Here is a 9,609-nt window from a genome sequence, read left to right as displayed (position 1 = left end):
AAGACTAGCGGTTGGAAACTTTCAACCGGATGACGCGGGGACGCGGGGACACGGTGACGCGGAGTGCTCTGTGTCCCAAGCCCCACCACATCGAGGTCTCCGCGTCTCTTCTTGACCGAAAATAATGGGATACAAGCCCCGTCCTTCAAGGACGACTTTTCTAATTGGGAGACTATAAACGGACATGGAGGGAAGGTAAGACTGCTTTGGCAGCGCATCCCAGCGAAGTGTCAAGGGATCCTCGCTCCTTTAGGACGAGGAGGTATGTCAATAGACAGAAGATATATCACTTTTATTAACGAGGGAGTAGGGATGCCCCATACTTAAAAGTAGGGGATTTAATGTTGACGTTTTGTCTGTCACCGCAAGCGCGCCTCTCCAACCAAATTTTCTTAACTTTCCACGGATAAATCTGAGGGCTATGTCCTACCGGACACGCTATCTCCTTTCAGGAGACGCTTCGCGCTTCGCTAACGCAAACAAACCATCCTGGAGTAGGGTATTTTTCCTCTTCCCCTACTCCCTACTCTCTACTCCCTACTCCCTATTTCAGCGATGGCTTTGAATCGGGAAACTTTAAACTATGGGGGACTCGGAACCTACATTTCTACCAATTAAAGCAGTTTAAGCGAGTACGAGTTGTGCGTCGTGCCCATGTCTACTATGCACAGTGTTGTATTGACCAAGAATGGTTTGAGAAGCGACACACAACATTTTCCTATGTAGAGTAAGGATTTGATGAATTTGGGCGCAAGCTTTGCGCCCCTAAATATTGCCAGGGATGCTCGCAATTCATCCCACACCTCTGTTGGAGTAGAATGTTGGACAAATTGCGATTGCACTCTAATCTAAACAGCAGAGAAGTATACTTTAGACTTCACTGGATCGGGATTCATGGTTTTATCCCCTGGCTGCCAACCCGCCGGACAAACTTCATCAGGATGAGACTGGACGTGCTGAATCGCTTGTAAAGTCCGCAAAGTTTCTTCAACGTTACGACCAAAAGCCAGGTTATTAATAGTGGCGTGCTGAATTACACCATCTTTATCAATGATAAACAGACCACGTAAAGCAATACCCGCAGATGGATCAAGAACATTATAAGCAGTACTTACATCTTTCTTAATATCGGAAACTAGGGGGTAGTTGAGATCACCTACACCACCAGATTTGCGATCAGTTTGAATCCATGCTAAGTGGGAGAACTCACTATCAACTGAAACACCGAGAATTTCTGTGTTCAGTTTTTTGAATTCTTCGTAGCGATCGCTAAAAGCAGTAATTTCCGTGGGGCAAACAAAGGTAAAGTCTAAAGGATAGAAAAACAGGACAACATATTTACCGCGATAATCAGAAAGCTTAAGTGTCTTAAATTCTTGATCTACCACAGCAGTCGCCGTAAAATCGGGAGCCTGTTGTCCAACACGGATGCATCCTTCTGCTGCACTCGACATACGCTAATTCTCCTTGAGTTTATATGTGTCTGTTAGCGTTAGATTGCGGGTCAGGTAAAACTAACCCTTCACCAGTCGCCCTTATTCGTTTTGGTATGAGATTTGGCAGTTTTTGACAATGGTGAAACTGATCAAAACAATTACCAAACCTTTCTAGGGAGAACGCCGTTTGTTAACCGGATTTACCCCAGTAACACTGGTTAATGTACTCCAAAGTTAGCCACAACGCGATTTTATCGTTCTAGCACTGGTACTTATTAAGACTGTGCTGTTTCACCACGTTGTAATTGTTTGATTACAAACTGTTACGACTATATCATAGTCATAACGATTTTGATTAGTACATGGAAAATTTAGATATCAGAGAATGGTTGCTTAGCAATGGGTTAGGTAGTTTTGCCAGTGGTACGGTATCAGATATTCGGACTCGTACTTATCATGGTTGGCTCTTTGCAGCAACGAATCCTCCCACAAAGCGGCAGCTATTACTTTCCCATTTAGAAGCTAGCCTAGAAATTTCGGGTCAGGTAGTAACCTTAGGAACAAATTTTTGGGCTGATGGTCAAATTGAGCCGCAAGGTTACAAACTATTGCGTTGTTTCGAGGTTAACCCAATTCCTAAATGGATTTGGGGTAGAGAAAACTGGGAATTAAGTAGGCGATTAATCATGCCTAATGAGAGAAATAATTCCTCTTTCTGTAATCCTTTATTAATTCAGTATTGCTATGAAGGTATAAGTCCAGCCATCTTGAAATTACGGTTATTGATTGCTGATCGCAGTTTTCATCATCAGCAACGGGCAAATCCCCAACTACAGTTCTCACAATTGTTGGCAAACAAACAAATTTATCTCCAGTCAATTACAAAAGAAGGGTTTGGCACCCCTTGGTATTTACGTTGGAATCATGGAGAATACCAACCAGATGGGATTTGGTACTGGAATTATGGTTTACCAGAAGAAACAGAGCGAGGATTAAAAGATTGTGAAGATCTTTATAGTCCTGGTTATTTTTATATAAAGCTCCAACCAGGTGATAAAGTAATTCTAGAGGCGGGAACAGGATTTCCTGAATCGCCCTTACCTCCCCTAACTATGGATACCTTGGTGATAGCCATAGAAAGAGAAGAGGAAAGATTGGCACAGATTTTTGGATGGTGGAATGGGAGCAGTTCAAGCAGGGAAAAGGATGAATCAAATTTGTCAATTCCCATGTCTAAATCTGCCATTTGGCAATCATTGCTGCGAGCAAGTGATCGCTTTATTGTCCACAGAGCTTCAATTATTGGCCCCACAGTCATAGCTGGTTATCACTGGTTTAATGATTGGGGTAGAGATACATTAATTGCATTGCCTGGTTTAACTCTAGTTACCAAGCGATTTGAACTAGCCAAAGGAATTTTGCATACCTTTGGCAGTTATTGTCGTGATGGTTTAATTCCTAATACCTTTCCTGATGATGATCATCTACCTATTTATAATAGTATTGATGCTGCTTTGTGGTGGATTGAAATCTTAGGACTGTATTTAGAAGCTACTAAAGATTGGGATTTTTTAGCAGCCCAATATCCAGTTGTGCAGCAAATTTATAAAGCTTTGATTGTTGGTACTCGTTACAATATTCAGGCTGACTCCATAGATGGTTTACTGGGGTGGGAGGCTAATGGTGTAGCCATTACTTGGATGGATGTGGTAATTGCAGGTAAACCCGTTACTCCCCGTTGTGGTAAACCTGTAGAAGTGAATGCTCTTTGGTATTCAGCCTTGTGTTGGATTAGTCAGTGGTCGGAAATTTTAAGTAGTATGGGGTATGGTGAACCTGCACGCCTAACTAAACAAGCACAACGTTACGCCCAACAAGCAGAACAGGTAAAAACCTCTCTACAAAAATTCTGGAATCCCCAGATTGGCTATCTATATGACACCATTGAACCAGATGATCGTCGCAATACCCAGGTACGTCCCAATGCTGTATTAGCCCTTTCCCTACATCACTGTGGTTTTCCTACTCACCAAGGGCAACAAATACTAGCAAGAGCCAGAGCAACCTTGCTCACTCCCTATGGTTTACGTAGTCTTGATCCCAGTGATCCAGAATATATTGGTATGTGTACGGGTAATGTAGAACAGCGAGATAGCGCTTACCATCAGGGTACGGTATGGTGCTGGTTACTGGGTGCCTTTATCCGTTCTTGGCAGCGTTTTTATCCACAGCAACCAGTTCCTTTTGATTGGGAGCCACTGTTAGAACATTTCCTGAATCATAGCTGTATGGGTTCTATTTCCGAGATATTTGACGGTGATCCTCCTCATAAAGCTAGAGGTGCCATTGCCCAAGCTTGGTCTGTTGCTGAAGTTCTGCGCCATTTTAATGACTGATTAATATTAATGGAAAATTATCATTTCCACTATGATTTAAGCTACCATCCAGATAAACCTTTAATTCTTTTTCTGCATGGATTTATGGGTAATAGCCATGAATTTGATGCAGCAATTAAACTATTAGCAAATTCTTTTTCCTATCTCAAGTTAGATCTGCCTGGACATGGCAAGACTCAAGTTAGAGGTGGGGATAATTATTATTCTATGGTAAATACTGCCTTAGGGATTATGCAATTACTAGATCAACTGCATATTAACCAATGCTTTTTAGTTGGTTATTCTATGGGTGGAAGATTAGCCTTATACCTCACACTGCATTTTCCGGAAAGGTTTAGCAAGGTTGTATTAGAATCAGCTTCTCCTGGTTTGAAAACAGAAAAGCAAAGATTAGAGCGGATTAAACGAGACGAACAAATTGCGAAAAAAATAGGTAGAAGCACCGAGAAAGTTGATTTTATGACCTTTCTCTTGCATTGGTATGCACAACCAATTTTTGGTAATATCAAGAACCATCCACAATTTAATAGTATGGTTAACGATCGCCTGCAAAATAACCCAGGAGAATTAGCTAAATCCCTACGAATTATGGGTACTGGATGTCAACCTTCTTTGTGGGAAAAACTAACAGCCAATCGCACTCCTTTATTCTTGTTAGCGGGTGAATGCGATCGCAAATTTGTTGAGATTAATACCCAGATGAGTCAAATTTGTGAATCTTGTCAGTTAATGGTAATTCCTAATGTAGGTCACAATATTCATTGGGAAAATACATTGGCATTTGTAGAGCCAGTCAAGTCTTTTCTTCTCATGAACAGGCTTTAATTTGCTGCTAAATAAATCCAGGGACTTATAGCCGGGAGAATATCAATCAGGTTTAATGTCCAGATTTTGATTCCAAATCACTCGACGTTGGTTGGGATCAAATCTATACCCCTGTTCTTGCATAATCGTTTTTGCTTGGTGGGGATCAAAATTACGGCTAAAATCTGCTCTTAAAGTATTCACATTGGCTTCCATGTGCTTAACTTGTGTACGGATTTCCCGTAACTTGTCTTGTTGAGACCAATGGTAAGGTAACAGATGTGTGAGGGCTGATACGGCAACAGTTGCGATCGCTAGGTTAACTCCAACTTTAATACTCATCTCTACAGCCATCCCTCGGTAATATCTTTGGCGGATATGGCGCTTACGTCGAGGACTAAGTTTCTTTCTTTGTATTGGTTCCGGGGATTTTGTCGGATAAAAAGATGGTTGAATGGCGTTCATAATCTAATTCACAATTATATCTTGTAGAGGGGACAGATACACCTTGATACTCCCATAGCTGTAAATTGATGGTAGGTATTTCAAAGTTCTTGGCGCTGAGTACAGGGTGGTTAAAAAGAGATGAGCTATTTGAAAATCAGCCACCAACAGTTTCTCATGGGCTAAGTTCTGTTAAGACTTTATTTTGCAGCCATATTACTGCATTTTTTGATAATTGCTATAAGTATATTTTCGGTTTAAAAAGAAAATTTGGTAATTTTGTGCGAGTTTATGCGGAAGTGGGGAACCGAGAAAGAGGAAAGTGTGTGAAATATAGGGGGCGTGGGGAGAATTAAAGAATTAGTTAAGCTTAAGCTTTTTGCTTTCTCCCTTTTCTCCCTCTTTCTCCTTCTCCCACATTCTTCCCTCTCCTGGCTCTGTTAAGGATATTTCCCGTTCTAGATGCCAACTCCTAGGATGGAATCCACATTAAACAAAGCTGGGATTACCAAGGGGAGCATCGCAACTTTAGTTTGGCTTATTTATAGAGTTCCGTACCTAAACGGAAAGCCAACAAGCCTGGGATTATAGCTACGACAAGAATGATATACACTTGGATATCTGACATGGTTTCAAACCTCCTCATTTCAAGGTATGTTTAACGGCTCGTTTACTACTTTTCACTGTTTTGCCAAGATTGGGGAATAGGTTGTTACAAGATGCAACAATCAAAATGGCATAAAGGGGATAAATTACTTTAATTATTTCAATTTTTTGACCCTAGTGGACGACTAAATTCTCAAAATTTACCAAAATAATGAATTTCTTTTTAGGTATAGACTGTGGCACTTCTGGAATGCGGGGTGTGGTAATTGACCAGAATAAATGTGTTGTGGCAATGGTCAAGTATCTCTGGGAAATTACTGAGGTGACTGATTGGAGTCTTTGTTGGCGGACAGGCTTATGGAAATTACTGGAGCAAATACCCGTAGAATATCGCAGTTATATCCAAGCGATCGCCATTGATGGTACTTCTTCCACAGTTCTAGTTTGTGATGGTGATGGTCAACCAGTACAACCACCAATTATGTACCATGATCCTCGGGGAGCGACAGTTTTACCAGATTTAAAAAAGATTGCTCCCCCTAAGCATACAGTCCTCAGTGCTACATCCAGTCTTGCCAAATTAGTATGGATGTCAAAATTACCATCTTTCGCAACCGCTAAATATTTTTTACATCAAGCAGATTGGTTAGGGTTTTTACTCCACGGTAAATTAGGTATTACTGACTACCACAATGCTTTAAAGCTCGGTTATGACTTGGAAAGTCTCCAATATCCCCAATGGCTAAAAAATATCCACATCCCAATTCATCTCCCCCAAGTTTTACCTCCCGGTACTCCTATTGCTAGAGTACGCCCGGAAGTTGCTAGCGAATACAGCTTTCCTCCAGATTGTTTTCTATGTGCAGGTACTACTGATAGTATTGCAGCTTTTTTGGCAAGTGGAGCTAAATTCCCTGGAGAAGCTGTAACTTCCTTAGGCTCTACATTAGTGGTAAAACTTTTAAGTAGTACCCGGATAGAAAATTCTCAATATGGTATTTACAGCCATCGTCTGGGGGATTTATGGCTGACTGGTGGCGCTTCTAATACGGGGGGAGCAGTACTAAAACATTTTTTTACTAGTACCGAGTTAGCAAAGTTTAGTATGGAAATTGATGCTTCCCAGTCTAGTAATTTAGATTATTATCCCTTATTAACACCAGGCGATCGCTTCCCCATTAATAATCCCCATTTACAACCACGGCTAGAACCACGCCCAGAGAATCCAGTGGAATTTTTGCATGGATTATTATCAGGGATTGCTCGTATAGAAGCACAAGGATATGGATTATTACAACAACTGGGAGCAGAAACTTTAACCCATGTTTATACTTCTGGTGGTGGTGCTCAAAACGAAACATGGATGAGAATTCGGGAAAGTCACTTGGGAGTACCTGTGACAATTTCTGCAAATACAGAAGCCGCATACGGTACCGCACTTTTAGCTAGGGGAGGTATGGTTTAAGCAAACGTTGAGAGAATAAACAGCTTCAGGATTAATACTGAATAATAGTATCCGTAGTATGCTTACTATTATTTCATAAATACGTATCTATTCTGGTGACAATTTGAAGAGCTCAGATGATACTAAATAAGTGAGATACCGGTCGGTAGGCTTCCAGGTTATATATCTGGGCAGCTAATTTAGGGGTTGATGAAATTATCATCTATCCCTTTTTTTCAGTTTGATTGAGCTATGAAATGTCAGAAATAAATAATTACTATTTCTGTGCAAAGTAGAAAAATAAGTAGGTAGGCGTAAAAAATTATCGTTTGGATAAGACAGGGGGCAGGGGGCAGGGAGCAGGGGGAAAAAGGGTTTTAGCCTTATTTACTTTTCTCCACATAGTTTGGTTTTATTGTGCCGACTTACTTACACTAAGCATTAAAAATATAATTAGACAAGCTAAAATAATACTAGGTTGAATCTTTTTTGTCTGCACAATCTTGACAAAAAATGCAACTGTTCCCAAAGGCCATAATAAAGTTGTGATGGCAAACATGACTATAGATAGAAACTTTTCTTCAGGGATAGAACTGGGATTGCGAATCAAAAACATCAACCAGTTGCTGACAAAATAGCAAGTTATTAGTATATAAATAAAAGCCACAGCCAAGGAAATTTTGGGGAAGTCAGATAAACCTTGAGCCATATCAGAGATATTTACAATTAACATAATTCAGGTCTAAATATATTCTTAGGGATACCAGAGTTTCACTGTTTTCTCAAAATTAGCTTACTAATATAGTGCTACGCGCAAGTAATTAGGACTTACGCAGTTGTCATATTTTTTCTGCAGGGTGTGTGACCCTGCGATAATATTTGAACGTAGTAATGAGACTTATAAAGTCACGCAGCAACCACCGATTGTGACACTTGCATAAGTCCTGGTAATAAGTAATAAGTAATAAGTTTACTGCTCATAAGTTTGGGTCTTCAATAATGTACTAACATAGTTATATAGTGCTATAATAGCAATATTTACTACATTAGTAAAAAGTAATTATTCTGACTTCAAGCAATGTACACGCAAATCTATAAGCTGAATTTGTCTGTAGATTTATTGGCATAGACCCTGAATTATTCAATGACTAGATAAAGTAGGTTGGATTGAATGTATAGCAGTCCTATTTGAGTTGTAAAATTATGGTTATCCAAGTTAGAGAACTAACTTTTGATCAATGGTTGAGGATTGTTATAAGGAATAACCAACCTACCAATTTCAGATTTTATCTCTAACCAATTAATTGCTATGAGCTCATGAAAGAGCTATCGATAGTTAAAACCAGAATGGGATTTTTTTTGAATCTCTTGTTTAATACTATCTAAATCCACGAAACAGTCAGCAACATTAATTAAGCTCTCACTAGTCATTGAGCGCAGACTAACTACTTCGACTCTTACTCCTTGATAAGAAACTGCATTAACAGCGTAAGCTAAATCCCCATCTCCACTGACTAATACAGCTGTATCATAGTGGGGAGCTAAGTTCATCATATCTACAGCAATTTCCACATCCAAATTAGCTTTTTTAGAACCATCGGGAAGTTGGATTAAATCTTTGGTCACAACACGATAGCCGTTACGACGCATCCAAAGCAAAAAACCCTGCTGCTTGTCATTACTACGATCTACTCCAGTGTAAAAAAAAGCACGTAATAGTTGATTGCCTTTAGTTAAATAGCAAAGTAATTTGGTATAGTCAATTTCGATATTCAATTGTAAAGCTGCATAAAAGAGATTAGAACCATCAATGAAAATAGCAACTCTACCACGATTTTCCGCAGTGCAGTTAGAGATTTCTGTTGAGTGTTGGTCTATATTATTATGTTCAAAATCTAAACTGTTTTCTACCAGCAATTTATCTTTTAAATATGGTCGATCGCTAATTAGTTTATATTCACTTTTATATTTACTAATTTCATTAATATCCATTGATACCTCTGTGATTAAGTCAATTAATTCTTGTAGATAAGATAACAGTACTATTCACTTTTTATGCTGTTACAATTCTCAATCAATATTTGCAATTTAGAAATTATCTATATTGATTTACTAATTATTGAATTTACCGCATTCAATTTGTTTTTACTGTTACTTTTGGACTTTTGTAAGTTCATCACATTTCACTATCTAGAATAAAAATCAGTATGGATTAATCATAGTTACATGAAAACAATCCTTCTCCTGTAGACTTTTCCAGCTTTTGGAATTGTATTGGTATTTTCATTATTCGGTACTATTAATTGAGTATGACGATAAATTTATATTTTTTTTTGACATCTTTGTGACTAATTTAGGAATAAAAAATGTTATTCGCTAACCCTTTCATTTGCCTTAAATATAATTGTTGATTATTATCATGATTCTGATTTAATTTAACTTTTTTGTCATGTAAATAATACACAATAATATTCCATCT

At 39.0% G+C, this 9,609-nt stretch carries 8 protein-coding genes and 1 pseudogene; 4 read left to right on the top strand and 5 right to left on the bottom strand.

Features of this window, described 5'->3' with window-relative positions; translation table 11 throughout:
• Window positions 1-548 precede the first annotated feature (548 nt).
• Window positions 549-713, top strand: a pseudogene (locus tag CALSC_RS27610) (RNA-guided endonuclease TnpB family protein); the annotation flags it as partial.
• A gap of 135 nt (window positions 714-848) precedes the next feature.
• On the opposite strand, the gene CALSC_RS19335 reads toward CALSC_RS27610, so the two are convergent.
• Window positions 849-1,454: a peroxiredoxin gene (locus CALSC_RS19335; protein ID WP_088242918.1), complete on the bottom strand. Its 606-nt coding sequence runs from the start codon at window positions 1,452-1,454 to the stop codon at window positions 849-851.
• Window positions 1,455-1,798: 344 nt separating this feature from the next.
• Here CALSC_RS19335 and CALSC_RS19330 point away from each other — a divergent pair, with 344 nt between their 5' ends.
• The gene (locus CALSC_RS19330) at window positions 1,799-3,832 is read left to right on the top strand and encodes an amylo-alpha-1,6-glucosidase (protein ID WP_088242917.1); all 2,034 of its coding nucleotides are present in this window, start codon (window positions 1,799-1,801) and stop codon (window positions 3,830-3,832) included.
• 3 nt (window positions 3,833-3,835) lie between these two features.
• Window positions 3,836-4,657, top strand: a complete 822-nt coding sequence (gene menH / locus CALSC_RS19325; RefSeq protein ID WP_088242916.1) for a 2-succinyl-6-hydroxy-2,4-cyclohexadiene-1-carboxylate synthase — start codon at window positions 3,836-3,838, stop codon at window positions 4,655-4,657.
• Window positions 4,658-4,699: 42 nt separating this feature from the next.
• Here the strand turns inward: menH and CALSC_RS19320 are convergent, their stop codons facing one another.
• Complete coding sequence (locus CALSC_RS19320; RefSeq protein ID WP_088242915.1) at window positions 4,700-5,101, bottom strand: slr1601 family putative cell division protein; 402 nt, start codon at window positions 5,099-5,101, stop codon at window positions 4,700-4,702.
• Between the two features lie 517 nt (window positions 5,102-5,618).
• Window positions 5,619-5,708, bottom strand: a complete 90-nt coding sequence (gene psaM / locus CALSC_RS19310; RefSeq protein ID WP_143288308.1) for a photosystem I reaction center subunit XII — start codon at window positions 5,706-5,708, stop codon at window positions 5,619-5,621.
• Between the two features lie 189 nt (window positions 5,709-5,897).
• On the opposite strand from psaM, the gene CALSC_RS19305 reads away from it, so the two are divergent.
• Window positions 5,898-7,151, top strand: a complete 1,254-nt coding sequence (locus tag CALSC_RS19305; protein ID WP_088242912.1) for an FGGY-family carbohydrate kinase — start codon at window positions 5,898-5,900, stop codon at window positions 7,149-7,151.
• A 391-nt stretch (window positions 7,152-7,542) separates the two neighbouring features.
• Here the strand turns inward: CALSC_RS19305 and CALSC_RS19300 are convergent, their stop codons facing one another.
• A complete protein-coding gene (locus CALSC_RS19300) occupies window positions 7,543-7,863 on the bottom strand; it encodes a hypothetical protein (protein WP_235006860.1) in 321 nt (106 codons plus the stop codon).
• 593 nt (window positions 7,864-8,456) lie between these two features.
• Entirely contained in the window at window positions 8,457-9,122 is a 666-nt protein-coding gene (locus CALSC_RS19295; RefSeq protein WP_088242911.1) for a LabA-like NYN domain-containing protein, read from the bottom strand.
• Between the last annotated feature and the right edge of the window lie 487 nt (window positions 9,123-9,609).

The organism is Calothrix rhizosoleniae SC01, from assembly GCF_900185595.1.
GTDB lineage: Bacteria > Cyanobacteriota > Cyanobacteriia > Cyanobacteriales > Nostocaceae > Calothrix_A > Calothrix_A rhizosoleniae.
The sequence above is the reverse complement of the archived record's forward strand: the minus strand, read 5'-3'. Positions and strand labels throughout refer to the sequence as shown.

Coding starts and splice junctions, on each gene's coding strand:
- psaM (WP_143288308.1), bottom strand. CDS start 5,708: ATGTCAGATATCCAAGTGTATATCATTCTTGTCGTAGCTATAATCCCA.
- CALSC_RS19305 (WP_088242912.1), top strand. CDS start 5,898: ATGAATTTCTTTTTAGGTATAGACTGTGGCACTTCTGGAATGCGGGGT.
- CALSC_RS19320 (WP_088242915.1), bottom strand. CDS start 5,101: ATGAACGCCATTCAACCATCTTTTTATCCGACAAAATCCCCGGAACCA.
- CALSC_RS19300 (WP_235006860.1), bottom strand. CDS start 7,863: ATGTTAATTGTAAATATCTCTGATATGGCTCAAGGTTTATCTGACTTC.
- CALSC_RS19335 (WP_088242918.1), bottom strand. CDS start 1,454: ATGTCGAGTGCAGCAGAAGGATGCATCCGTGTTGGACAACAGGCTCCC.
- CALSC_RS19330 (WP_088242917.1), top strand. CDS start 1,799: ATGGAAAATTTAGATATCAGAGAATGGTTGCTTAGCAATGGGTTAGGT.
- CALSC_RS19295 (WP_088242911.1), bottom strand. CDS start 9,122: ATGGATATTAATGAAATTAGTAAATATAAAAGTGAATATAAACTAATT.